General features: G+C 62.7%; 20 protein-coding genes. 18 read left to right on the forward strand and 2 right to left on the reverse strand.

The window, feature by feature from the left end; translation table 11 throughout:
* Positions 1 to 19 precede the first annotated feature (19 nt).
* A complete protein-coding gene (locus tag ACU8HS_RS07280) occupies positions 20 to 2,254 on the forward strand; it encodes an ATP-binding response regulator (protein ID WP_447015681.1) in 2,235 nt (744 codons plus the stop codon).
* Between the two features lie 108 nt (positions 2,255 to 2,362).
* A complete protein-coding gene (locus tag ACU8HS_RS07285; RefSeq protein ID WP_447015682.1) occupies positions 2,363 to 3,238 on the forward strand; it encodes a GNAT family N-acetyltransferase in 876 nt (291 codons plus the stop codon).
* Between the two features lie 101 nt (positions 3,239 to 3,339).
* Here the strand turns inward: ACU8HS_RS07285 and ACU8HS_RS07290 are convergent, their stop codons facing one another.
* Positions 3,340 to 5,625 carry an NADP-dependent malic enzyme gene (locus ACU8HS_RS07290; RefSeq protein ID WP_112565357.1) on the reverse strand — a complete coding sequence of 762 codons (2,286 nt, stop codon included), beginning with the start codon at positions 5,623 to 5,625 and terminating at the stop codon, positions 3,340 to 3,342.
* A 113-nt stretch (positions 5,626 to 5,738) separates the two neighbouring features.
* Between ACU8HS_RS07290 and mutS the strand changes: the two genes are divergently transcribed.
* From mutS to murJ, 4 genes are all read left to right on the forward strand, one after another.
* Positions 5,739 to 8,465, forward strand: coding sequence for a DNA mismatch repair protein MutS (mutS, locus tag ACU8HS_RS07295; RefSeq protein ID WP_377313604.1), 2,727 nt, complete (start codon positions 5,739 to 5,741; stop codon positions 8,463 to 8,465).
* Positions 8,466 to 8,478: 13 nt separating this feature from the next.
* Positions 8,479 to 8,754: a hypothetical protein gene (locus ACU8HS_RS07300; protein WP_112565353.1), complete on the forward strand. Its 276-nt coding sequence runs from the start codon at positions 8,479 to 8,481 to the stop codon at positions 8,752 to 8,754.
* 114 nt (positions 8,755 to 8,868) lie between these two features.
* Positions 8,869 to 11,760 (forward strand): [protein-PII] uridylyltransferase, encoded by a 2,892-nt coding sequence (locus ACU8HS_RS07305; protein ID WP_112565351.1) that lies wholly within the window; start codon positions 8,869 to 8,871, stop codon positions 11,758 to 11,760.
* Positions 11,757 to 13,337, forward strand: a complete 1,581-nt coding sequence (gene murJ / locus ACU8HS_RS07310) for a murein biosynthesis integral membrane protein MurJ (protein ID WP_113412534.1) — start codon at positions 11,757 to 11,759, stop codon at positions 13,335 to 13,337. Before ACU8HS_RS07305 ends, murJ begins: the two co-directional genes overlap by 4 nt.
* 44 nt (positions 13,338 to 13,381) lie before the next feature.
* On the opposite strand, the gene ACU8HS_RS07315 is transcribed toward murJ, so the two are convergent.
* The gene (locus ACU8HS_RS07315) at positions 13,382 to 13,810 is read right to left on the reverse strand and encodes a YcbK family protein (protein ID WP_112565347.1); all 429 of its coding nucleotides are present in this window, start codon (positions 13,808 to 13,810) and stop codon (positions 13,382 to 13,384) included.
* A 186-nt stretch (positions 13,811 to 13,996) separates the two neighbouring features.
* Between ACU8HS_RS07315 and ACU8HS_RS07320 the strand changes: the two genes are divergently transcribed.
* The 12 genes from ACU8HS_RS07320 to ACU8HS_RS07375 all read left to right on the forward strand — a co-directional run bounded on the left by ACU8HS_RS07320 (position 13,997) and on the right by ACU8HS_RS07375 (position 23,570).
* On the forward strand, positions 13,997 to 14,401 hold the full coding sequence (locus ACU8HS_RS07320; RefSeq protein ID WP_112753957.1) for a VOC family protein: 405 nt from the start codon (positions 13,997 to 13,999) through the stop codon (positions 14,399 to 14,401).
* Between the two features lie 90 nt (positions 14,402 to 14,491).
* Entirely contained in the window at positions 14,492 to 15,556 is a 1,065-nt protein-coding gene (gene trpS / locus ACU8HS_RS07325) for a tryptophan--tRNA ligase (RefSeq protein ID WP_112565343.1), read from the forward strand.
* A gap of 138 nt (positions 15,557 to 15,694) precedes the next feature.
* Positions 15,695 to 16,186, forward strand: coding sequence for a universal stress protein (locus tag ACU8HS_RS07330; RefSeq protein ID WP_112565341.1), 492 nt, complete (start codon positions 15,695 to 15,697; stop codon positions 16,184 to 16,186).
* A gap of 107 nt (positions 16,187 to 16,293) precedes the next feature.
* The gene (locus ACU8HS_RS07335; RefSeq protein WP_112541816.1) at positions 16,294 to 16,860 is read left to right on the forward strand and encodes a NifU family protein; all 567 of its coding nucleotides are present in this window, start codon (positions 16,294 to 16,296) and stop codon (positions 16,858 to 16,860) included.
* Between the two features lie 88 nt (positions 16,861 to 16,948).
* The gene (gene tsaB, locus ACU8HS_RS07340) at positions 16,949 to 17,608 is read left to right on the forward strand and encodes a tRNA (adenosine(37)-N6)-threonylcarbamoyltransferase complex dimerization subunit type 1 TsaB (protein WP_112565339.1); all 660 of its coding nucleotides are present in this window, start codon (positions 16,949 to 16,951) and stop codon (positions 17,606 to 17,608) included.
* A complete protein-coding gene (locus ACU8HS_RS07345; protein WP_377313612.1) occupies positions 17,605 to 18,105 on the forward strand; it encodes a GNAT family N-acetyltransferase in 501 nt (166 codons plus the stop codon). The genes tsaB and ACU8HS_RS07345 overlap by 4 nt, the downstream gene beginning before the upstream one ends.
* Before the next feature lie 34 nt (positions 18,106 to 18,139).
* On the forward strand, positions 18,140 to 18,568 hold the full coding sequence (locus ACU8HS_RS07350) for a Fur family transcriptional regulator (RefSeq protein WP_112565337.1): 429 nt from the start codon (positions 18,140 to 18,142) through the stop codon (positions 18,566 to 18,568).
* Positions 18,569 to 18,595: 27 nt separating this feature from the next.
* Positions 18,596 to 19,393, forward strand: coding sequence for a lysophospholipid acyltransferase family protein (locus tag ACU8HS_RS07355; protein WP_112565335.1), 798 nt, complete (start codon positions 18,596 to 18,598; stop codon positions 19,391 to 19,393).
* 48 nt (positions 19,394 to 19,441) lie between these two features.
* Positions 19,442 to 20,851, forward strand: coding sequence for a tRNA (N6-isopentenyl adenosine(37)-C2)-methylthiotransferase MiaB (miaB, locus tag ACU8HS_RS07360; protein ID WP_112565333.1), 1,410 nt, complete (start codon positions 19,442 to 19,444; stop codon positions 20,849 to 20,851).
* An 18-nt stretch (positions 20,852 to 20,869) separates the two neighbouring features.
* Positions 20,870 to 21,922 (forward strand): PhoH family protein, encoded by a 1,053-nt coding sequence (locus ACU8HS_RS07365; RefSeq protein WP_112565331.1) that lies wholly within the window; start codon positions 20,870 to 20,872, stop codon positions 21,920 to 21,922.
* Positions 21,922 to 22,437 carry an rRNA maturation RNase YbeY gene (gene ybeY, locus ACU8HS_RS07370; protein ID WP_112565330.1) on the forward strand — a complete coding sequence of 172 codons (516 nt, stop codon included), beginning with the start codon at positions 21,922 to 21,924 and terminating at the stop codon, positions 22,435 to 22,437. Before ACU8HS_RS07365 ends, ybeY begins: the two co-directional genes overlap by 1 nt.
* Positions 22,434 to 23,570: a hemolysin family protein gene (locus tag ACU8HS_RS07375; protein ID WP_112565328.1), complete on the forward strand. Its 1,137-nt coding sequence runs from the start codon at positions 22,434 to 22,436 to the stop codon at positions 23,568 to 23,570. The genes ybeY and ACU8HS_RS07375 overlap by 4 nt, the downstream gene beginning before the upstream one ends.
* The last annotated feature ends 147 nt before the right edge of the window (positions 23,571 to 23,717 follow it).

Raw genomic sequence — 23,717 nt, forward strand, 5'->3', positions numbered from 1 at the left:
AATATGTTAGCTGAACTGCATGCAAAGTTTGGCGCAGTTGCAGGAACGATTGTCCGCCGCATTCGGCGGCGCCGCCGTCAGGGCCTATCGCGGCCGGGCGGCGGGTGAACTGTCGTCACCGGCAGCCTTTCGTTTCCAGCATCCCCCGCTCTTCCACTGGCTCGGCGGATCGGGCCTTCTTGCGGCGATCCTGCTGCTGCTGCTTTCCTATTGGGGCGGTCCGCTGATGACCGGCCTCGGCCTCATCCTGATCGCGGCCATCGCAGGTCTTGTCGGCGTTGTTTTCCGCCGCGCAGGCAGGGCCGGCGGGCGCGGCCCGCAGACGCCCGAACGTGTCGATGCGACCGGGCTGCTCGGCACGGTCCATGACGTGCTCGGGGATATCGTCGTCACCCGCATGATGGACCGGCGCATCATCGGCGCCAACGAGACCTTCCGCCAGCTGACCGGACGCGCCAAGCCCGAAGGCCAGACCTGCGAGGAGATCGGCCTTGCTTTCCGCCCCGGCCCGCAGCCGCACCGTTACGATGTGGAGATTTCGACACCGGCCGGACAGCGCATCTTCCTCTGGCACGACGTCGTGACCCGCGATCCGGCAAACGGGCGTTTGCTGCTGCAGAGCATTGCGCGCGATGTGACCGAAGAGCGGCTTGCTGCCGAAAGCCGGGAGGAAGCCCGGCAGAAGGCCGAATATAACAGCGCTGCCAAGTCGCGGCTGCTCGCCACGGTCAGCCATGAAATCCGCACGCCTCTGTCCGGGATTCTCGGCATGGCGCATCTGATCTCGGAAACGAAGCTGACGCAGGAACAGCAGAACTATCTGACCAGCATCCGTCAGTCCGGCCATGCGCTGACGCAGCTGGTGGAGGATCTGCTCGATTTCTCGACCATCGAGGTCGGCCGTTTCCAGCTGCGGCCGCGCTCGGAATCCTTGCGCAAGCTCGTCGAGAGCGTCGTGGAAATGCTGGCTCATCGCGCTCACGAGAAGGGCATCGAGATCGGCGCGACGGTATCCTGCGACGTGCCGGAGCTGATGAGCTTCGATCCGGCACGGCTGCGGCAGGTGCTTTTCAACGTCATCGGCAATGCCGTCAAGTTCACGCAGGTCGGCGGCGTCTTCATCCGCATCTCCAGAGCCGCAGGCGAACTTTTGATATCAGTGACCGATACCGGGCCTGGCATGACGGCGGAGGAGCAGGCGCGCATATTCGGAGAATTCGAACAGGGCGGCTCGCTTGCCCAGAAGAGCAACGGTACCGGCCTCGGCCTGGCGATTTCGGCGCGCATCATGCGCGAATTCGGCGGCTCGCTGAGCGTTGCCAGCGAGAAAGGCAAGGGCAGCCAGTTCACCATCCGCTTCCCCGTCGAATTTGCCGAAGAGGATACGGCCACGCGCAATGCCTTGCTGGCCGGCAACAGCATCGTGCTGCTCGCTCCGGCAGGCGCCGCACGCACGGCGATTGCCGAGACGATCACCACGCTCGGCGGGCGCTGCCATCTCGTCGCCACCGGCGAGGCGGCCCGCGAAAGCCTGCTGTCGCTCGCCCGCAGCGGCGACCGGCCGACCGATATCATCGTCGATCACCGCATGTCCGAGGAATTCTCGCTGCACATCGCCGACCGCACGGAGATCGCCGCACTCGGGCTGCGCAAGGTGCTGCTCGTCAACCCGGAAGAGCGCAACTCCTATTCGCTCGATCTCTTCGATGCGTGGCTGATCCGGCCGCTGCGCGAGCAGTCGCTGATCGACGTGCTGCGCGGGCGCATGCGCGGCATGGAAAAGCGCGACGCGCTGAACGACAATCAGCCGGGTATCGGCCTTTCGGTTGCGGAACGCGCCGCGACAGGCGACGGGCTCTCCATCCTGCTCGGCGAGGACGACCCCATCAATGCCATGCTGGTGCGCGTCATGCTGGAAAAGGGCGGTCATTCGGTCCGGCATGTCGAGGATTTCGAATCTCTGCTGGACAGCGCCCTCGGCGACGACCGGCCGGACATCATCATCAGCGACCTGTCCATGCCCGGCGGCAACGGCAGCGACATGCTCGGACGCCTTCGCGGACACGAACGACGGCTCGATCTTCAGCCGGTCCCGGTCATCGTTCTGACCGCCGACAAGAGCGACGAATCGCGGCGACAGGTCTTGCTCAACGGCGCCAATCGCGTCATGGTGAAACCGGTGGATCCGGTCAGGCTGCTCACCGAAGTACAGGCGGTTGTTGCTCTTTCAGCCCGCCGGGCTCAGGCACGCTGAAGCTGGAAAAATCGGCACGTTTCTTGCGTGCACAAATTTGCTATGTCACTTTCCTGTCGTACATAAGTGTTTTATGGCGTGTGATAGGCCGGAGACGGGAGAATCGCCATGTCTGTTGACATCCTCAATTGTGACGCCGCGGCCGAGGCCGCTCGGCCATCGACGGCTGCCGCGCCGAAGGAAGGCGACGTTCTCGGCCGCATCGGCAATCTGGAAACCCGCCTTGCCCGCAGCGCGCGTGAGATCGACGCCGCGCAGGCCGTGCGCTACCGCGTTTTCGTCGAGGAAATGAAGGCTCAGCTGCCGGCGGACGCCATGCGCCGCGAGCGGGACTTCGATGCCTATGACGCCTTCTGCGACCATCTTCTCGTTCTCGACCGCTCGATCGAAGGCGATGCGGAAGACCAGATCGTCGGCACCTATCGCCTGCTCCGCCAGGACGTGGCCATGGCCAATGGCGGTTTTTACTCGGCTTCTGAATTTGCAATCGACGACCTGATCGCCCGCCATCCCGACAAACGCTTCATGGAACTCGGCCGCTCCTGCGTGCTGCCGGAATACCGCACCAAGCGCATCGTCGAACTGCTCTGGCAGGGCAATTGGGCCTATGCGCTGAAGCACGGCATGAGCGCGATGTTCGGCTGCGCCTCCTTTCCCGGCGTTCAGCCGGAAAGCCATGCGCTGGCACTTTCCTTCCTCTATCACAGCGTGCTCGCCAAGGACGAATGGGCCGTCGGCGCCCTGCCGCATCTGGCGCGCGACATGGACCTGATGCCGGCCGAAGGCGTCAATCCGAAGAAGGCGCTGATGGCCTTGCCGCCGCTCATCAAGGGCTATCTGCGCCTCGGCGCGATGGTCGGCTCCAGCGCCGTCGTCGACCAGGCTTTCAACACGACCGACGTGCTGATCGTGCTGCCGATAGCGAGCATTTCCGACCGGTACCTCAACTACTACGGTGCGGACGCAGGACGGTTCGCAAGCTGATATGGCTGACGCCTCATGCGTGAGGACGTCGAATAGCCGGCTATTAGAATTCGGAGATTTAGGGGGCGGACCACATCGCGGTCCGCCCCCTTATTTATCGATCAGGAACCGGCAGAATAGGCCGCAATCGCAGCCATATTGACGATATCGCTGTCCTTGGCGCCCATCGAGGTGATCTGCACCGCCTTGTCGAGACCGACGAGGATGGGGCCGATGACCGTGGAGCCGCCGAGTTCCTGCAGCATCTTGGTCGAGATCGATGCCGAGTGGAATGCCGGCATGACGAGGACGTTTGCCGGGCCGGACAGGCGGCAGAAGGGATATTGCTCCATCGCCTTGCGGTTCAGGGCGACGTCGGCAGCCATTTCGCCGTCATATTCGAAATCGACGCGGCGCTTGTCGAGGATTTTTACGGCTTCGCGGACACGCTCGGAGCGCTCGCCGGAGGGATGGCCGAAGGTGGAATAGGCAAGCATCGCAACGCGCGGCTGATAGCCCATGCGGCGCGCAAGGCCGGCCGCCTCCTCGGCAATATCGGCAAGCTCCTCGGCCGTCGGCATATCGTGAACCGCCGTGTCGGCAACAAAGACCGTGCGGCCACGGCAAAGCGCAATCGACACGCCGATAACGCGATGGCCGGGCTTTTCGTCGATGCAGCGGCGCACGTCCTCGAGCGCGGTCGAATAGTTGCGGGTAATGCCTGTCACCATGCCGTCGGCATCGCCGAGCGCCACCATGGTGGCCGCGAAATGGTTGCGGTCGTTATGGATCAGGCGCTGCACATCGCGGTGCAGGTAGCCTTTGCGCTGCAGGCGCGCATAGAGATAGTCGATATAGGCATCGACGCGATTGGAGATACGCGCGTTGACGATTTCGAGGCCCGGACGGTTGAGGTCGATGCCGGCGCGCTCCGCCGTTGCGCGGATCAGATCCTCGCGGCCGAGCAGGACGGCGGTGCCGAGCTGCTGGTTGGCGTAGGACATGGCGGCGCGCAGCACCTGTTCCTCTTCGGCCTCGGCGAAGACGACGCGTTTCGGATGACGGCGCACGCGCTCGTAGAGGCTCGCAAGCGTGGAGGCGATCGGATCGCGGCGGGCCGACAGTTCGCGCTTGTAGCCGGCCATGTCGGTGATGATCTTGCGGGCGACGCCGCTTTCGATCGCCGCTTCGGCGACGGCGGCGGGAATGGCGGAGATCAGGCGCGGATCGAAGGGAACCGGAATGATATATTGGGCGCCGAAACGCGGACGGTTGCCCTGGTAGGCGGCCGCGACATCGTCAGGCACGTCTTCGCGCGCCAGGCTTGCCAGTGCCTTGACGGCGGCGATCTTCATCGCGTCGTTGATGGTCGTGGCGCGGACGTCGAGCGCGCCGCGGAAAATATAGGGAAAGCCGAGCACGTTGTTGACCTGGTTCGGATAGTCCGAACGGCCGGTCGCCATGATGGCATCGTCCCGGATGCGGGCCACTTCTTCCGGCGTGATTTCCGGATCGGGATTGGCCATGGCGAAGATGATCGGCCGCTCGGCCATGGAACGGATCATCTCCTCGGAGAAGGCGCCCTTCTGCGACAGGCCGAAAACGACGTCGGCCCCCTTCATCGCCTCTTCCAGCGTGCGCGTATCGGTCTTTGCCGCATGCGCCGATTTCCACTGGTTCATGCCCTCCGTGCGGCCCTGGTAGATGACGCCCTTGGTATCGCAGAGGATGATGTTTTCGGGCGCAAAACCCATCGACTTGATAAGCTCGACGCAGGCGATGGCGGCCGCACCCGCGCCGTTGCAGACGAGCTTGGTGGTCTTGAGATCGCGGCCGGTCAGTTCCAGCGCGTTGATGAGGCCGGCGGCGGCAATGATCGCGGTCCCGTGCTGGTCGTCATGGAAGACCGGGATATCCATCAGCTCGCGCAGGCGGCTTTCGATGACGAAACAGTCCGGCGCCTTGATGTCTTCCAGATTGATGCCGCCGAAGGACGGGCCAAGGAAGCGCACGCAGTTGATGAACTCGTCGACATTTTCCGTATCGACTTCAAGGTCGATGGAATCGACATCGGCAAAACGCTTGAAGAGGACCGACTTGCCTTCCATGACCGGCTTGGAAGCCAGCGCGCCGAGATTGCCGAGACCGAGAATGGCCGTGCCGTTGGAGATGACGGCAACCATGTTGCCCCGGGTCGTATAGTCGTAGGCCGTGGCCGGATCGGTGGCGATGGCCTTGACCGGCACCGCGACACCCGGCGAATAGGCCAGCGAGAGGTCGCGCTGGGTCGCCATCGGCTTGGTCGGGTTGATCTCCAGCTTGCCGGGCCGACCCATCGCGTGAAATTCGAGCGCTTCCGTATCGGTAACAGACGTCGCCGGCCGTTCTTTCTTCTCCATGCGGGACATGCCTCCTCCAAACGTCTGTGGGTGACGTTTTCCTCTTCCCCAATTGCTGTTGTCATCTATAGCGGCGCGCGGATAGGGTTGGCACCTGTTTTTTTGGGAAAAACTGCACCTCCGTGAACGCACGAATAGACAGCAGAAACGAAGCCTTCTCGGCAGCCGAACTCGCGACTGAGGAAAGCCGCGCCTCGGCAACGCCGATGATGGAACAATATATCGAGATCAAGGCGAACAATCCGGATTCGCTGCTCTTCTATCGCATGGGCGATTTTTACGAGCTGTTCTTCGAGGATGCGCTTGAGGCTTCGCGCGCGCTCGGCATCACGCTCACCAGGCGCGGCCAGCATATGGGGCAGGATATCGCCATGTGCGGCGTGCCTGTTCACGCGGCCGACGATTACCTGCAGAAGCTGATCGCGCTCGGCTATCGCGTTGCCGTCTGCGAGCAGGTGGAAGACCCGGCGGAAGCCAAGAAACGCGGATCGAAATCCGTCGTCAAACGCGACGTCATTCGCCTCGTCACGCCGGGCACCATTACCGAGGAGAAGCTGCTTTCGCCTTCGGAATCGAACTACCTGATGACGCTTTCGCGCATCCGCGGCTCTTCGGAACCGGCGCTGGCGCTCGCCTGGATCGATATTTCCACCGGCGTCTTCCGGCTGGCGGAAACCGACGCCTCGCGGCTGCTTGCCGATATCCTGCGCATCGATCCGCGCGAACTCATCGTGCCGGATACGCTGTTTTATGACGGCGAGTTGAAACCGGTCTTCGACGTGCTCGGCCGCACCGCCGTTCCACAGCCGGCTGTACTTTTCGACAGCGCGACCGCAGAAACCCGCATCGCCCGCTATTTCGACGTTTCCACGCTCGACGGTTTCGGAAGTTTTTCGCGCGCCGAGCTGGCGGCAGCGGCGGCGGCCATCGCCTATGTGGAGAAGACGCAGATTGCCGAGCGGCCGCCGCTTGGCCGGCCGGAACGGGAGAGCGGCGCCTCCACGCTGTTCATCGATCCGGCGACACGCGCCAATCTGGAACTCGTGCGCACGCTGTCCGGCGATCGCAACGGCGCTCTTTTGAGGGCGATCGACCGGACGACCACCGGCGGCGGGGCGCGGCTGCTTGCCGAGCGGCTGATGTCGCCGCTCACCGATCCCGCCCGCGTCAACGAGCGGTTGGATTCGATCGGCTTCCTGATGCAGGAGCCGTCGCTCTGCGGCGAGTTGCGCGACGTGCTGAAACATGTGCCGGACATGCCGCGGGCGCTCTCCCGCCTGGCGCTTGACCGCGGCGGCCCGCGCGACCTCTGGGCGATCCGCCAGGGACTTGGCGCTGCCGCGCATATGGCGGATCTTCTGGCGGGCGCGATGCTGCCGGCGGAGCTGGAACAGGCACGCACGGGGCTGCAGGCGCTCCCTTCCGAACTCGAAGCCCTGCTTGCGGAAAACCTTGCCGAGGAATTGCCGCTCCTGAAACGCGATGGCGGTTTCCTGCGCGACGGAGCCAATGCCGACCTCGACGAGGTGCGCGCACTGCGCGACCAGTCGCGCCGCGTCATTGCCGGCCTGCAGCTGCAATATGCCGAAGAGACCGGCATCAAGTCGCTGAAGATCAAGCACAACAATATCCTCGGCTACTTCATCGAAGTCACCGCCGGCAATGCGGGGCCGATGACCGATACGGCCGAGGCCAAGGCCCGCTTCATCCATCGCCAGACGATGGCAAATGCAATGCGTTTCACCACGACGGAGCTTGCCGACCTCGAAAGCCGGATCGCCAACGCCGCCGACCGGGCGCTGCAGATCGAGCTCGAAGCCTTTGACCGGATGAGGGAAGCGATCGTTGCCGAGGCCGAGGCCATCAAGGCCGGCGCGCGCGCGCTCGCCGTCATCGACGTGGCGGCAGGCCTGGCACGTCTTGCCGAAGAGCAGGCCTATTGCCGGCCGCTGGTCGACGGGTCGAAGATGTTTGCGATCGAGGGCGGACGCCACCCTGTCGTCGAGCAGGCGCTGCGACGCCAGTCCATCGGTCCCTTCGTCGCCAACAATTGCGACCTTTCGCCCGTCTCCGACGGCAAGGACGGGGCGATCTGGCTGCTGACCGGCCCCAATATGGGCGGCAAATCGACTTTCCTGCGCCAGAACGCGCTGATCGCCATCCTTGCCCAGATGGGCTCCTTCGTGCCGGCAACATCGGCGCATATCGGCATCGTCGACCGGCTGTTCTCGCGCGTCGGCGCATCGGACGATCTGGCACGCGGGCGGTCCACCTTCATGGTGGAGATGGTCGAAACCGCAGCGATCCTCAATCAGGCGACCGATCGTTCCCTCGTCATCCTGGACGAGATCGGTCGTGGCACGGCGACGTTCGACGGTCTTTCCATCGCCTGGGCGGCCGTCGAGCACCTGCACGAGGCCAACCGCTGCCGCGGGCTCTTCGCGACACATTTCCACGAGCTGACCGTGCTTTCGGAAAAACTTGCGCGGCTATCGAATGCGACGATGCGGGTGAAGGAATGGGACGGGGACGTCATTTTCCTGCACGAGGTCGGACCCGGCGCCGCCGACCGGTCCTACGGCATCCAGGTGGCGCGGCTTGCCGGCCTGCCGGCCTCGGTGGTGGCCCGCGCCCGCGATGTGCTCACGCGCCTTGAAGACGCCGATCGCAAGAACCCGGCAAGCCAGCTGATCGACGATCTGCCGCTGTTCCAGGTCGCGGTGCGCCGCGAAGAAACATCCCGCGGGCCGTCCAAGGTCGAGGAAGCCCTGAAGGCGATGAGCCTCGACGATATGACGCCGCGCGAGGCGCTCGATGCGCTTTACGATCTCAAGAAGAAGATGAAGTAGGAGCAGCAGCCCCGTGTTCATGGAAAAACTGCTTCAGGAAACGCAGCGCCTCTCCGTCATCGTCTCGATGCTCGAGATCATGAAACAGTCGGACGGCAATCTGGAGGCGCGCGGCTGGAATACGCCGATCGGCATGGCCAAGATTACCGGCTCGTGCCTGAAGATCGGAGAGCTCAGCGGTGCTATCATTGACGCCGGATACCGCGAATGCGACAGGGCGACGCTGAACGGGATCATGAGCGAGACGCGGCAGGTTCTCGATACGCTTCTGACGCAGGCCTCTGCCTGAGAACTTGCGGCAAAGCGTCTTTCGCGAGCGGCTTGCCAACACCATTTCGCCAAATTTAAAGGTTCATGCAATATGAACGCCTGGGTCATCAGGCGGGCAAAGAGGCTATAGCGCATGCAGATGAAAACAGAGGTGCGCCACGAGCAGGCGGCCCGGTCCGGACAGGAAACGGGCCAGCCGATGGCGACGCACGGCATCGATTTCTCCGAAATCCTCGATGTGGAACTGCTGCAGGGGCAGTGCGACGCCATTGCCGAAGCCAACCGCAATCGCCCCGACGTGCTGCGCGGCGATCTTCTGGCCGTTCTGAAGAAGGCAAGCGTCGAAGGCCGCCGGAAAGCGCGCGACCTGCTTGACGCGCAAGGCGGCGGGCTTGACTGCGCGCACCGCATTTCCTGGCTTCAGGACCAGATCATCGCCGTTCTCTATCGTTTCGCCACCGCCCACGTCTTCCCGAAGCAGAAGGACAGGTTCGCCGTCACTGCCGTCGGGGGCTACGGGCGCGACACGCTGGCGCCGGGCTCCGATATCGACCTGCTCTTCCTTTTCCTGCCGAGGCCGACGGAAGAGGCCCACAAGGCCGTCGAGTTCATGCTCTATATGCTGTGGGACATGGGCTTCAAGGTCGGTCACGCGACGCGGACCGTCGAGGAATGCATCGCGCTTTCCAAATCCGACATGACGATCCGCACCGCCATCCTGGAAATGCGCTACATCTGCGGCCTGAAATCATTGGAAACGGAGCTGGAAGCCCGCTTCGACAAGGAAATCGTCACCGGCACCGGGCCGGAATTCATCGCGGCCAAGCTTGCCGAACGCGACGAGCGCCACCGCAAGGCCGGCGACACGCGTTACCTTGTCGAACCGAACGTCAAGGAAGGCAAGGGCGGTCTTCGCGACCTGCATACGCTCTTCTGGATTTCGAAATATTACTATCACGTCCGCGACCCGGCCGATCTGGTACCGCTCGGCGTGCTGTCGAAGCAGGAATACCGGCTTCTCGAAAAGGCCGACGACTTTCTCTGGGCCGTGCGCTGCCACATGCATTTCCTGACCGGGAAGGCCGAGGAGCGCCTTTCCTTCGATATCCAGCGCGAGATCGCCGAGGCGCTCGGCTACCATTCGCGCCCAGGCCTTTCGGCCGTCGAACGCTTCATGAAGCACTATTTCCTGGTCGCCAAGGATGTCGGCGATCTCACCCGCATCCTCTGCGCCGCACTGGAGGACCAGCAGGCGAAATCGATCCCCGGCCTGACGGGCGTCATCAGCCGTTTCACGCATCGCAGCCGCAAGATCCCCGGCAGCGTCGAATTCGTCGAAGATCGCGGCCGTATCGCGCTCGCCAATCCCGATGTCTTCAAGCGCGATCCGGTCAGCATTATCAGGCTGTTTCATGTGGCCGACATCAACGGGCTGGAATTCCATCCCGACGCGCTGAAGCGGGTGACGCGCTCGCTCGGCCTCATCAACAACGATCTGCGCGACAATGACGAGGCCAACCGGCTTTTCCTGTCGATCCTGACCTCCAAGCGCGACCCGGCGCTGATCCTGCGCCGCATGAACGAGGCCGGCGTGCTTGGCCGCTTCATTCCCGAATTCGGCAAGATCGTCGCAATGATGCAGTTCAACATGTATCATCACTATACGGTCGACGAGCATCTGATCCGCGCCATCGACGTCCTCTCCGAAATCGACAAGGGCAAGGCGGAGGAACTGCATCCGCTTTCCAACAAGCTGATGCCGCATATCGAGGACCGCGAGGCTCTCTATGTCGCGGTATTGCTGCACGATATCGCCAAGGGCCGGCAGGAAGACCATTCGATCGCCGGCGCACGCGTCGCCCGCAAGCTCTGCGCCCGTTTCGGCCTGTCGCAAAAACAGACCGAAATCGTCGTCTGGCTGATCGAGGAGCACCTGACCATGTCGATGGTCGCCCAGACCCGCGACCTGACGGACCGCAAGACGATCACCGACTTTGCCGACCGCGTTCAATCGCTCGACCGGCTGAAGATGCTGCTGATCCTGACGATCTGCGACATCCGCGCCGTCGGGCCGGGCGTCTGGAACGGCTGGAAGGGCCAGTTGCTGCGCACACTTTATTATGAGACGGAACTGCTGCTTGCCGGCGGCTTCTCCGAAGTGTCGCGCAAGGAGCGCGCTCAGGCTGCCGCCGAGGCGCTGTATGCAGCACTCTCCGACTGGCCGCAGAAGGACCGGCGCACCTACACGAAGCTGCACTACCAGCCTTACCTGCTTTCCGTGCCGCTGGAAGACCAGGTCCGCCACGCGCATTTCATCCGGCAGGCGGACAAGGCCGGCCAGGCGCTGGCAACCTCGGTGCGCACCGACAGCTTTCACGCCATTACCGAAATCACCGTCCTGTCGCCCGACCACCCTCGCCTTCTCGCCGTCATTGCCGGCGCATGTGCGGCGGCCGGCGCCAACATCGTCGATGCACAGATCTTCACGACGTCGGATGGCCGCGCGCTCGATACGATCCATGTCAGCCGTGAATTTCCGAACGACGAGGACGAGCTTCGTCGCGCCGCCACGATCGGCAGGATGATCGAGGACGTGCTGTCCGGCCGCAAGCGGCTGCCCGAGGTGATCGCGACCCGCGCGAAGAACCGCAAGAAGAGCAAGGCCTTCATCATTCCGCCGTCGGTCACGATCACCAACAGCCTGTCGAACAAGTTCACGGTCATCGAGGTGGAATGCCTCGACCGGCCGGGTCTGCTCTCGGAAATGACGGCGGTGCTTTCCGACCTGTCGCTCGACATTCAGTCCGCCCGCATCACCACCTTCGGTGAGAAGGTCATCGATACGTTCTATGTCACCGATCTCGTCGGCCAGAAGATTTCCGGCGACAGCAAGCGTGCCAATATCACCGCCCGCATGAAGGCGGTCATGGCGGAAGAGCAGGACGAACTGCGCGAGCGCATGCCGTCGGGCATCATCGCCCCTGCTGCGACATCAGCCGAAAAGAAAGCCGGTTCCCCCGTATGAGCCTCGTCAAGAAATTCGCCACGGTCGGCGGCGCCACGCTTGGAAGCCGCATCTTCGGTTTTGCCCGCGAAACGCTGATGGCTGCGGCACTCGGCACCGGACCGATGGCCGACGTCTTCTATGCCGCCTTCCGTTTCCCGAACCTCTTCCGCCGGCTCTTTGCCGAAGGCGCCTTCAACGCCGCCTTCGTGCCGCTTTTTGCCAAGGAGATCGAGGCGAACGGCACAGACGGCGCCAAGCGCTTTTCGGAGGAAGTGTTCGGCGTTCTGTTTTCCGTCTTGCTGCTCATCACCATCGTGATGGAATTCAGCATGCCGCTCTTGGTGCGCTTCGTCATCGCGCCGGGCTTTGCCGACGATCCCGAGAAGTTCGGCATCACCATTCGCATGGCGGCGGTGATGTTCCCCTATCTCATGTGCATGTCGCTGACGGCGATGATGAGCGGCATGCTGAACTCGCTGCATCACTTCTTCGCCGCAGCCGTCGCACCCGTCTTTCTCAACGTCGTGATGATCGGCGCGCTGTTCTACGCGCTTTATACCGGCGCCGAACCGCTGGCGACGGCCTGGTATCTTTCCTGGGGCGTGCTGGTCGCCGGTATCCTGCAGCTTGCCGTCGTCTATCTCGGGGTTCTTCATGCCGGCATGAGCATCGGCTTCCGCTTTCCGAAGATGACGCCGAACGTCAAGCGGCTGCTGATCCTTGCGGTTCCGGCCGCCGTTACCGGCGGCATCACGCAGATCAACCAGCTCATCGGCCAGGCGATCGCCTCCTCCCGCGATGGCGCCATTGCCGCCCTGCAATATGCCGACCGCATCTACCAGCTGCCGCTCGGCGTCGTCGGCGTTGCCGTCGGCGTCGTGCTGCTGCCCGAGCTTGCCCGCGCGCTCAAGGGCGGCGCATTGCGCGAGGCGGCCTTCCTGCAGAATCGCTCGATCGAGTTCGTGCTGTTCCTGACGATCCCCGCCGCCTTCGCGCTCTGGATCCTGTCGGACGAGATCATCCGCGTGCTCTACGAGCGCGGCGCCTTCCATCAGGAAAACACTGTCATCGTCGGTTCGATCCTGGCCATTTACGGCATCGGCCTGCCGGCTTTCGTACTGATCAAGGCGCTGCAGCCTGGCTTTTACGCGCGTGAGGACACCAAGACGCCGATGCGTTTTTCGGCAATCGCGGTTGCCGCCAACTGCGCCACCGCGCTGACGCTCTTTCCCCATATGGGCGCGCCCGGCATTGCAGTGGCGGAAGCCACGGCCGGCTGGATCAGCACCGTGCTGCTCTTCACCACGCTGCTGCGTCGCGGCCATCTGACATGGGAATGGGCGCTCGCCAGACGCGCCGCGCTGCTGGTCGTCGCCTCGGCGGTGATGGGGGCGGTCATCATCTATCTCAAGCAGCACTGGGCGCCCTGGCTTGCCTCGGGCGCACCGCTGCTGACCAAGGTCGGCACGATCGGCCTGCTGATTGCGATCTCGATGGTCGTCTATTTCGCAACCGCCTTCCTCATCGGCGGCGCCGATCTCGGCATGATCCGTCGTAACCTCAACCGCAAGCCGGCACCCGCGAAGGACGCGTAACGCCCTTTTCACGCAAAGCCGCTGCGCATTTTGCCGGGATCGTTTCAGCAATCCACCCATCGTCGCTGCGGACCGACATCGACATGGACAATGCCGTTGCAATAGGTGCCGATCCCGCCGATGCCGGGCGCGGTCTTGGCCGCGGCAACGATCGTCCGTTCCGGCACGCCGGGAACCCGGATATCCGCCGCCAGGCATTTTCCATGCATGGAGCCATGGCGGCGGGGATGCGGCCGGAAGCCGGATGTTATCATCGGCAGTCGTCCGGTCTTTGCCGCAATATGCGACAGGACCGCCCGCAATCGCGCCGGGAAGCAGCCGGCGCGAACGCTGACGGTCTGGACCGTATAGGCAAGGCGCGTCTCGTGTTTTGGAAGGTTGTTGATCTGCCGTCGGCCATCTTGACCGACGGCGGTGGTTGCTGATTGTAGGGCAAAAAGGCCTGCCACAGCGAGCAAACTGGCGTTCTGCATGGTCCCTCCGATCGGTTACCCGACGGCTCAATGCGGCCGTCACGCCAGTCGAAGGATTTTCAGTTCAAAGAAAGCTTTTCTGTGAAATTTTATACTCAATTTTAGCTAAACCAGCTGATCAGTTTGACGTAAAACAGGGCATACACCCACAGTAAACCGGAATAAACTTGCTTTCGCGGAGGTTTTATGACGCAATCCCTGTTCCTCGTCACCCTCGTCGTCGACGACTATGACCGCGCCAAAGCCTTTTATTGTGAGGCGCTCGGCTTCGAATGCCTACAAGACGAAGTGCAGCCGGAAGGCAAGCGCTGGGTCGTCGTCAAGCCCAGAGGCGGAGATGGAGCGGCCTTTCTGCTGGCGCAGGCGGCCAATGAGGCGCAGCGCGCTGCCATCGGCAAGCAGACGGGCGGGCGTGTCGGCTTCTTTCTCAAGACCGACGATTTCGCGCGCGACCATGCCGCCATGCTTGCCGCCGGCGTGCGTTTTCTTGAGGAGCCACGGCGCGAAGTTTACGGCACCGTTGCGGTCTTTGCGGATCCTTACGGCAACACCTTCGATCTCATTCAACATGCGGCGCCCGCGGGCTCTTGATTGCGGCCGTGCGCCCGTGCATAAGCGCCCGCGTTAGCAACATGGGCCTTCGGCCCTGAGGCCCTCCACCAGCCTAATCGAGGACACATCATGGGCGAATTCAAGAAGCTCGTATTTTCCGGCGTTCAGCCGACGGGCAACCTGCATCTCGGCAACTATCTTGGCGCGATCCGCCGCTTCGTGCAACTCCAGGACGGCAACGACTGCATCTACTGCGTCGTCGACCTGCATGCGCTGACGGCGCAGCTCGTCCACGAGGACATGCTGTCGCAGACGCGCTCGATCGCCGCCGCCTTCATCGCCTCCGGCATCGATGCCGAAAAGCATATCGTCTTCAATCAGTCCGCCGTGCCGCAGCACGCCGAACTCGCCTGGATCTTCAACTGCGTCGCCCGTATCGGCTGGATGAACCGCATGACGCAGTTCAAGGACAAGGCCGGCAAGGACCGCGAGCAGGCTTCGCTCGGCCTCTACGCCTATCCGAGCCTGATGGCTGCCGATATTCTCGTCTACCGCGCCACGCATGTGCCTGTCGGCGAAGACCAGAAGCAGCACCTCGAGCTGACGCGCGACATCGCGATGAAGTTCAACCTCGATTATGCCTCGCATATCCGCCGGACGAATTACGGGATCGACATTACCGTCGGCGACGAGCCGGTGCATGCCTATTTCCCGATGGTCGAACCGCTGATCGGCGGGCCGGCGCCGCGCGTCATGTCGCTGCGCGACGGCACCAAGAAGATGTCGAAGTCCGATCCGTCTGACCTTTCGCGCATCAACCTGATGGATGACGAGGACGCGATCTCCAAGAAGATCCGCAAGGCCAAGACCGATCCCGACGGTTTGCCGAGCGAAGTGGCAGGCCTGGAAAGCCGGCCGGAGGCCGAAAACCTCGTTTCGATCTATGCGGCGCTTGCCGACAAGACGAAGGAGCAGGTGCTCTCGGAATTCGGCGGCCAGCAGTTCTCTGTCTTCAAGCCGGCTCTGGTCGATCTCGCCGTTCAGGTGCTCTCGCCGATCACGGGCGAAATGCGCCGCCTGATGAACGATACGAGCCATATCGACGCGATCCTGCGCAGCGGCAACGAGCGCGCGAGGGCGCGGGCCGAGGTGACGATGCGCGAACTGCGCGAGATCATCGGCTTCCTCTACTAGACCCATCGACAGGTCAGAGCGCCACGTGTCCAGATGGACGCATGGCGCTCCATCTTTTTGAATCGACGCATCAGGCTTTGGCTCCCGCGCAAAACGGGGGCTTGCAAATTTTCCGCTGCGGGTGTCAGAGTCCGCGCCATGGTATCGAAGCGACTCTCACGGCTCGAAGGTCATCGCCGCAAATTCATGGCGGTGATCGACGGGACACCCGAATGCCAACGCGCCGTCCACTATGCCGGGCGGCGTGCGAAGAATTCCAATGGCGGACTTATCCTTCTCTATGTGATCCCCGAGGGCGATTTCCAGCAATGGCTCGGCGTCGAGGAGATCATGCGGGCGGAGGCCCGCGAGGAGGCGGAAGCCAGCGTCGCCAAGGCGGCCCAGATCGTGCGCGAGACGATCGGCATCGAACCCGAGATCGTCATCCGCGAAGGCAATTCGGCCGAGCAGATCAATGCCGTCATCGAGGAGGACCGGGACGTCGCCATCCTCGTGCTTGCCGCAAGCTCGGCCAAGGAGGGGCCGGGACCGCTGGTTTCTTCCATTGCCGGACGCGCGGCCGCCTTTCCGATTCCCGTCACCGTGCTTCCCGACACGCTGACGAATGAGGAAATCGACGCCCTCTGTTAGGCCATTTCTTGAGTATCAATCTCTTGAATCGGCCGGAGAATGGGCTTATTTTCTTTTGAAGAATTCTAAAGACGGCAGAGGCTGACGCCCGCCGCATGGAGAGCGAGATGTTCATTCAGACCGAAGCCACGCCGAACCCCGCCACGCAGAAGTTCCTTCCCGGCAAGGTGGTGATGGAAAACGGCACGGCCGAATTCCGCAATGCCGACGAAGCCCAGGCTTCGCCGCTCGCTGCCCGCCTGTTTGAAATCCCCGGCGTGACCGGCGTCTATTTCGGCTACGACTTCATCTCCGTCTCCAAGGACAATGCCGAATGGCAGCATCTGAAGCCGGCTATTCTCGGCTCGATCATGGAGCACTTCATGTCCGGCAAGCCGGTCATGGGCGACGCCTCGATCCTCTCGGAAGATGTCGATGCCGGCGACGAGTTCTTCGACGAAGGCGACGAATCGATCGTGCTGACCATCAAGGAACTCTTGGAGACCCGCGTGCGCCCGGCCGTTGCCCAGGATGGCGGCGACATTACCTTCCGCGGCTTCAAGGACGGCAAGGTCTACCTCAACATGAAGGGTTCCTGCTCGGGATGCCCGTCTTCGACGGCAACGCTGAAGCACGGCGTCCAGAACCTGCTGCGCCATTTCGTTCCGGAAGTGCAGGAAGTGATTGCCGCTTAAGAAGCTCTGCGGCGCCGGGCCGTTCATCTCGCGTTCGGCCGGGCGGATTTATGAATAGGCGACAATAGTTTATTCGGAAATTGATGGCATGATCGTTCTGGCGCTCGACACGGCAGGTGTGGATTGCGCTGCCGCCATTTATGATAGCGGCAGGAATACGGTGCTGGGGGAGGCATCGGACATGATCGGCAAGGGGCATGCTGAACATCTGATGGGAATCGTGGACCGCGCGCTGGATCGGGCCGGTGTTACGCTATCGGATGTCGACCGCCTTGCCGTCACCGTCGGCCCCGGCTCTTTCACCGGCATCCGCGTCGGCGTTGCCGCCGCGCGTGGCTTTGCCCTCTCGCTCGGTATTCCCGCTGTCGGCATTTCCACGCTCGAGGTCATGGCGGCGGCCCAGCGCGCAAAGACGCCTGGCCGCGCCGTTCTGGCGGCGATGGATGCCAAGCGGGACGAGATCTACCTCCAGTCTTTCGCGGCCGACGGCACGGCGCTGGATGAGGCGCGTGCCGTCAGCACCGCCGACGCGCAGGCTTTTGCGGCGGATTTCGACGGCGAAATCACCGGCTCGGCAACGCCGATCCTGAAGCCTGCTGCGAGCGGCGAACACGCCAACGCCTTCCCGATCTCCGTCGTGGCGCGTCTCGGTGCCGCCGCAAATCCGGATGCCGGAAAGCCCAAGCCCCTTTATCTGCGCGGACCCGATGCCAAACCGCAGGCCGGGTATGCGGTTGCAAGAGTATGACGATGCTGGAAGCCTATCTGACGCTGAAACCGGAATTTGAAATCGTCGCGATGGAACCGGAGGATTGCCTCGACGTTTCCATCCTGCACGGAGAGCGCTTCGCGCGCCCGTGGGGCGACGGCGAATTCCACAGCCTGCTTTCCCAGAATACGGTCTTCGGCTTCGTTGCCCGCCAGACCAACGCTATTCTGAAAAAGACCCTGCCGGGCTTCATCCTAGCCCGCCAGGTCGCCGGCGAGGCGGAAATCCTGACAATTGCCGTGCAGGCGAAGGTCGCGCGCTCGGGCCTCGGCTGGCGGCTGATGCAGGCCGCCATGCGCGAAGCGCGCCTGCGCGGCGGCGAGAGCATGTTCCTGGAAGTCGACAACGGCAATACGGCCGCCCTCGGCCTCTACCGCAAACTCGGCTTCGAGCAGGCCGGCGAGCGCAAGGGCTATTATAAGGATGCCAACGGGGCTACCTCCACGGCGCTTGTCATGAAGCGCGTTCTTCGGTAGTTCCCTTCCCGGCAGGAATAACGAGAAGGCAGCCATGACTGAGGTAGCCAAGACCCTTGAGGAGCTTTGCGCTGAACGCGGCATGCGCATGACCGAGCAGCGCCGGGTGATTGCGCGTATTCTCGAGGACTCCGAAGACCATCCCGATGTCGAGGAACTCTACCGCCGCTCCGTCAAGGTCGACGCCAAGATCTCGATTTCGACGGTCTATCGGACCGTGAAACTGTTCGAGGATGCCGGCATTATCGCCCGGCACGATTTCCGCGACGGCCGCTCCCGGTACGAGACGGTGCCCGAAGAGCATCACGACCATCTGATCGACCTGAAGAGCGGCGTCGTCATCGAGTTCCGTTCGCCGGAAATCGAAGCGCTGCAGGAGCGGATCGCCAGGGAGCACGGCTTCAAGCTCGTGGATCACCGGCTCGAACTCTACGGCATCCCGCTGAAGAAAGACGAAATCTGATATTATGGCAGTCGGGGAGCGCCGCATTTGATCGTCTGGCTGCGCATCGCCTTCGCCTTTTTCGTCATCGTCGTCACCAGCATCCTGCTCATGCCGCTGCAGGTGCTTGCGCTCACGTTTGACTGGAAGCTGCGTCGCACCCTGCCCCGCCACTGGCATCGCATCATCTGCTACTGCCTCGGCATCCGCATCCGCGTGCGCGGCAGGCTCGAGAACCGCCGGCCGCTGATGCTTTGTTCCAACCATTCCTCTTGGATGGACATCATGGTCATGTCGGCGGTGGCCGACGTCGCCTTCATTGCCAAGATCGAGGTGCGCGACTGGCCGATCTTCGGCACGCTCGCCAAGCTGCAGAAGAGCGTGTTCGTGGTGCGCGAGGAAAAGCGCCGCACCGGCGACCAGGCAAGCGAGATTGCCGGCCGCATGGCCGACGGCGAGATCGTCGTCCTGTTCCCCGAGGGCACGACGTCCGACGGCAACCGGCTGCTGGAGGTCAAATCGTCGCTCTTCGGCGCGGCCGCCATGGCCGTGCCGCACTCGCCGACCGGCGCTGTCATGGTTCAGCCGGTGGCGATCGCCTACACGCGGGTCCACGGCATCGCCATGGGCCGCTACCACCGCCCGCTTGCGGCCTGGCCCGGCGATCTCGAGCTTCTGCCGCATCTGATCGATATCCTGAAATGCGGCGCGATCGACGCCGAAGTCTCCTTCGGCGAAGCTGTGGAATATGGCGAGAAGACCAACCGCAAGGCGGTCAGTTCGACGATTTCGGCCCGTATTCGCAACCTTCTGAACAGCAGCCTGCGCGGCCGCGATATCGGCTGAGCGGAGAGTCCCTTTTCTCTGGCGCCAAAAACCACTAAATAGCGCGCCATGACCCAGGACAGCGCCCTTCTTCAGGCCCCGGAGGCTTCTCTCCGCGATGGCTCCAACAGCCGCAAGGTTTTCATCAAGACCTATGGCTGCCAGATGAACGTCTATGACTCGACGCGCATGAGCGATGCTCTTGCCCGCGACGGCTACGAGCCGACCGAGGACATGGAAGAGGCCGATCTCGTCCTGCTCAATACCTGCCATATCCGCGAGAAGGCGGCCGAGAAGGTCTATTCCGCGCTCGGGCGCCTGCGCGAGATGAAAAAGCGCAAAGCCGCCGACGGTCGCGAAATGATGATCGGTGTCACCGGCTGCGTGGCGCAGGCCGAAGGCGAGGAAATCCTGCGCCGTGCGCCGGCGGTCGATGTCGTCATCGGCCCGCAGACCTATCACCGCCTGCCGGATGCGCTGCGCCGCGCCAAGGAAGGCCATCGGGTCGTCGATACGGAATATGCGCTCGAAGACAAGTTCGAGCACCTGCCGATCGCCGAGGCGCCGAAGATCCGCGCCCGTGGCGTGACCTCGTTCCTGACCGTGCAGGAAGGCTGCGACAAGTTCTGCACGTTCTGCGTCGTGCCCTATACGCGCGGCTCGGAAGTCTCGCGGCCCGTCTCGCAGATCGTCGAGGAGGCGATGAAGCTCGTTGCCGCCGGTGTCCGCGAAATCACGCTGCTCGGCCAGAACGTCAATGCCTGGCACGGCGCCGGCCCGAAGGGCGAAGAGTGGAGCCTTGGCGACCTGCTCTACCGGCTTGCCGAGATACCCGGCCTTGCGCGGCTTCGTTATACGACGAGCCATCCGCGCGACATGGACGACCGGCTGATCGAGGCGCATCGCGACCTTCGCACGCTGATGCCTTATCTGCACCTGCCGGTCCAGGCCGGATCGGACCGCATCCTCAAGGCCATGAACCGGCGTCACACGGCCGGCGAATATCTTTCGCTGATTGAGCGCATCCGCAAGGCCCGTCCCGATATCGCCCTTTCCGGCGACTTCATTACCGGCTTTCCGGGGGAGACAGACCGAGAATTTGAGGATACACTAAAACTCGTTGAGGAGGTGCGGTACGCGCAGGCCTTCTCGTTCAAATATTCGACGCGGCCGGGCACGCCCGGTGCGGAATTGAAGGACCAGGTGCCGGAAGACATCAAGGCAGAACGGCTGGAACGCCTGCAGGCGCTGCTTCTCAAGCAGACGCAGGAATTCAACGAGTCCTGCATCGGCAAGGAAATCGATCTTCTCCTGGAAAAGCCGGGCCGCATGCCGGGCCAGCTCATCGGCCGGTCGCCGTGGCTCCAGTCCGTGAATGTTGATGCAAAAGCATCGCAAATCGGTGACATTATTAAAGTGCGAATCACAGGAACCGGAACCAACAGCCTGTTTGCCGAACGCGCAGAGGCTGAGGTCTAACCCAGGGAGCTCGACCGCTTGAACGGACAGGAATTGGTTTCTTCTTCACCGCGCCACCCACGCATAGCGAGCGACGCCAATCACTTCGTCCTGACGTTCGAGAACAACCGGTTCGCCAGCGAACTTTTCGGACAGTTCGATCAGAATCTGAAGCTTCTGGAACAGCGGCTCCATATCGATGCGCGTGCGCGCGGCAACTCCGTCGTCATCACCGGCGACGTGCTGGCCACCAACCAGGCGCGGCGCACACTCGATTACCTCTATGAAAAACTCCAGAAAGGCGGCAGTGTGGAGCGTTCAGACGTGGAAGGCGCAATTCGCATGGCGGTTGCCGCCGACGACCAGCTCACGCTGCCGACGATGGAGAAAAAAGCCAAGTTGACGATGGCGCAGATTTCAACGCGCAAAAAGACGATCATCGCGCGTACGCCGACACAGGATGCCTATATGCGGGCGCTCGAGCGCTCGGAGATGGTGTTCGGCGTCGGCCCGGCCGGTACCGGCAAGACCTATCTCGCCGTCGCCCACGCCGCCCAGCTTCTGGAGCGCGGCGCGGTCGAGAAGATCATCCTGTCGCGCCCGGCCGTCGAAGCCGGGGAGCGCCTCGGCTTCCTGCCCGGCGACATGAAGGAAAAGGTCGATCCTTACCTGCGCCCGCTTTACGACGCGCTCTACGACATGATCCCCGGCGACAAGGTCGAGCGGGCGATCACCGCCGGCGTCATCGAAATCGCGCCGCTCGCCTTCATGCGCGGCCGTACGCTTGCCAATGCCGCCGTCATCCTCGACGAGGCGCAGAACACCACGTCGATGCAGATGAAGATGTTTCTGACGCGCCTCGGCGAGAATTCGCGCATGATCATCACCGGCGACCCGAGCCAGATCGACCTGCCGCGCGGCGTCAAATCCGGTCTCGTCGAGGCACTGCATCTCCTGAACGACGTCGAGGGCATCTCGATGGTGCGCTTCAAGGATGTCGACGTCGTGCGCCATCCGCTCGTCGGTCGCATCGTCAAGGCTTACGACGCGACCTATGCAGCCGCAGACGAAGAGGCCAGCCGGCAGGACTGATGGCCGAGCTCGACATACAGATCAGTATCGAGGACGCGGGCTGGCCCGCCGAGGACGTCTTGCATGCCCTTGGCGAACGCGTGCTGGGTGCGGCTGCCGTCTACCTGCGGGAAGAGGAAGATCAGCCCTTCCCGAAGATGCCGCCGGAAGTTTCGCTGGTTTTTACCGACGATGCCTCCATTCAGGACATCAACGCGGAATGGCGCGGCAAGGACAAGCCGACCAACGTGCTGTCCTTCCCGGCCTTTCCGGTCAAACCCGGCAAAATGCCCGGCCCGATGCTCGGCGACATCATCATCGCCAGGGAGACGGTGGAACGCGAGGCGCAAGAGCTCGAAAAGAGCTTTGACGACCATCTGACCCATCTTATGGTACATGGTTTCTTGCATCTGCTCGGCTACGACCATATTAATAATGACGAGGCCGAAATTATGGAGGGGCTGGAGACTCGCATTCTGGCAGTACTCGGCCTATCTGACCCCTACGAGGGTCAAGACCTTAAAATGGAACCATGAGCGACTTTTCAACGAAGCCGGCGTCAGACGCCAAGGACTCCGACCAATCCTCCTCTTCCGACGAGGGTGGCAGTAGTCGACACCGACCGCAATCCTTCTGGTCACGCGCCGCGCGCATATTGAGACCGCAACAAGGCTCGCGTCTGCGCGAAGACATAGCCGACGCGCTGATGACCGACCCGGCGGCAGCCGATGCCTTTTCGCCCGACGAGCGGGCGATGCTCCACAACATCCTGCGCTTCCGCGAAGTGCGCGTTGCAGACGTGATGGTGCCGCGCGCCGATATCGAGGCGGTCGACCAGAACATCACGATCGGCGAACTGATGATCCTCTTCGAGGAAAGCGGCCGCTCGCGCATGCCGGTCTATGCCGAAACGCTCGACGATCCGCGCGGCATGGTCCATATCCGCGACCTTCTTTCCTATGTCGCCAAGCAGGCGCGCAACAAGCGCCGCAGCGGCACAAAGCCCGCCGCGGGCGCACCGACCATCGAGGTGTCTCCGGAAAATATCCAGAAGGCGCCGCGCTCGGCCAAGCCGAATTTCGACCTCGGACGCGTCGACCTGCAGAAGACGCTCGCCGAAACCGGCATCATCCGGCAGATCCTCTTCGTGCCGCCTTCCATGCTGGCATCCGATCTTCTGCGCCGCATGCAGGTGAACCGCACGCAGATGGCGCTGGTCATCGACGAATATGGCGGCACGGACGGCCTTGCTTCGCATGAAGACATTGTCGAGATGGTGATCGGCGATATCGACGACGAGCATGACGATGAAGAAGTCATGTTCAAGCGCGTTTCGGAAGACGTTTTCGTTGCCGACGCCCGTGTCGAGCTTGAGGAAATTGCCGAAGCCATCGGCCCGGATTTCGACATCAGCGAGCAGATCGACGAAGTCGATACGCTGGGCGGGCTGATCTTCTCGGCACTGGGGCGTATTCCCGTGCGCGGCGAAGTGGTCCAGGCCCTGCCGGATTTCGAGTTTCACATCCTCGACGCCGATCCGCGCCGCATCAAGCGGCTGCGCATCACCCGCAAGCGCCAGGCAATCCGCCGCCGCGCCAAGGCGGACGGTGACGGGCCGCCCGTCGGCGAGGGAGGCGACGACCGGCCGGCGGAATCGACCGCGAACTGAACCTTTCCGAGACTGCCGTGCGCGCACGGCGTTCCAGCTCTCGAATTGCCGCATCAGCTTTTCCAAACGTCGATTTCGATTTTCGGGCCGATGCTGCAAGACGACAAGCGCGCGCTTTTTTGAAAGACTGCGATTGGATTGATTCGC

The organism is Rhizobium sp. KDH_Rht_773_N (genome assembly GCF_052946295.1).

Coding starts and splice junctions, on each gene's coding strand:
- murJ (WP_113412534.1), top strand. CDS start 11,757: ATGAGCCTCGTCAAGAAATTCGCCACGGTCGGCGGCGCCACGCTTGGA.
- ACU8HS_RS07350 (WP_112565337.1), top strand. CDS start 18,140: ATGACTGAGGTAGCCAAGACCCTTGAGGAGCTTTGCGCTGAACGCGGC.
- ybeY (WP_112565330.1), top strand. CDS start 21,922: ATGGCCGAGCTCGACATACAGATCAGTATCGAGGACGCGGGCTGGCCC.
- ACU8HS_RS07345 (WP_377313612.1), top strand. CDS start 17,605: ATGACGATGCTGGAAGCCTATCTGACGCTGAAACCGGAATTTGAAATC.
- ACU8HS_RS07290 (WP_112565357.1), bottom strand. CDS start 5,625: ATGTCCCGCATGGAGAAGAAAGAACGGCCGGCGACGTCTGTTACCGAT.
- miaB (WP_112565333.1), top strand. CDS start 19,442: ATGACCCAGGACAGCGCCCTTCTTCAGGCCCCGGAGGCTTCTCTCCGC.
- ACU8HS_RS07335 (WP_112541816.1), top strand. CDS start 16,294: ATGTTCATTCAGACCGAAGCCACGCCGAACCCCGCCACGCAGAAGTTC.
- ACU8HS_RS07320 (WP_112753957.1), top strand. CDS start 13,997: ATGACGCAATCCCTGTTCCTCGTCACCCTCGTCGTCGACGACTATGAC.
- tsaB (WP_112565339.1), top strand. CDS start 16,949: ATGATCGTTCTGGCGCTCGACACGGCAGGTGTGGATTGCGCTGCCGCC.
- trpS (WP_112565343.1), top strand. CDS start 14,492: ATGGGCGAATTCAAGAAGCTCGTATTTTCCGGCGTTCAGCCGACGGGC.
- ACU8HS_RS07285 (WP_447015682.1), top strand. CDS start 2,363: ATGTCTGTTGACATCCTCAATTGTGACGCCGCGGCCGAGGCCGCTCGG.
- ACU8HS_RS07305 (WP_112565351.1), top strand. CDS start 8,869: ATGCAGATGAAAACAGAGGTGCGCCACGAGCAGGCGGCCCGGTCCGGA.
- ACU8HS_RS07315 (WP_112565347.1), bottom strand. CDS start 13,810: ATGCAGAACGCCAGTTTGCTCGCTGTGGCAGGCCTTTTTGCCCTACAA.
- ACU8HS_RS07280 (WP_447015681.1), top strand. CDS start 20: ATGCAAAGTTTGGCGCAGTTGCAGGAACGATTGTCCGCCGCATTCGGC.
- ACU8HS_RS07330 (WP_112565341.1), top strand. CDS start 15,695: ATGGTATCGAAGCGACTCTCACGGCTCGAAGGTCATCGCCGCAAATTC.
- ACU8HS_RS07375 (WP_112565328.1), top strand. CDS start 22,434: ATGAGCGACTTTTCAACGAAGCCGGCGTCAGACGCCAAGGACTCCGAC.